This is a genomic window from Vibrio sp. 1288, assembly GCF_033344475.1.
This window is the reverse complement of record NZ_JAWPOX010000343.1, coordinates 1-803: the sequence shown is the minus strand read 5'-3', so window position 1 is coordinate 803 and position 803 is coordinate 1. Positions and strand designations below refer to the sequence as shown.

The following is an 803-nucleotide window of genomic DNA, read 5'->3' as shown; positions in this document are numbered from 1 at the left end:
TTGCGTGCTTCGTAGTATTCCTGCATATGGTGAACCAATGCATCAAACTCTTGCTGAAGTTGATCGAGAACTGTTTGCGCATTGGGTTTGGACTCCAGTTTCTCTTTCGCTTTCTTCAACAACTGGGTTGCTCGCGCTTTTTCAATTCGGAAAGTTGATGTAGTGCGAAGCTTGGACGTCAGCCCCAACCAAGAACATGACTTGATCAGCCATTTAGTTGGATCGTAGTGCCACCAATAAACACCATTGCGGTAGTCATTCTCAAAGATGTGGTGAAAATTGTGGTAACCCTCGCCAAAGGTAAAGAAGGCTAAGACACCGTTATCGCGGGCCGTATTTTTGTCCGTAAAAGTTTGCTTGCCCCAAACATGCGCCAAAGAGTTAATAAAGAAGGTTGTGTGATGGCTCAAGAACAGGCGAGCTGCGCCAACAACCAGCAGCATTCCCCAAACATCCCCATAGATAAGACCCAAAGCTACAGGGAAACCGATATTAGTCAGCAAAGCTAACGGCACGTAGTACTTGTGTTGCCACATCACAATCCCATCGCGTTTTAGATCGCGGCAATTGGTGTACTCATTTTCTTTAGACTTATTGTAGTCGCGCAACATCCAGCCAATATGTGAATACCAAAAGCCACGTTTGGCGGAGTAGGGATCTTTGTCATTGTTATCGACATGTTTGTGATGCACTCGGTGATCAGAAGACCAGTGTAATGCACTGTTTTGGAGAGAAAAAGCGCCGCCAATCGCGAAAATTGCACGTAATACAGGATGAGCTTCGTAAGTTTTATGGCTCCAAAG

Annotated in this window: 1 protein-coding gene; it reads right to left on the bottom strand. The window is 45.6% G+C overall.

The features are described from left to right. The coding region (locus R8O11_RS26655) for an acyl-CoA desaturase (protein WP_318194799.1) at positions 1-803 on the bottom strand (803 nt) is incomplete at both ends.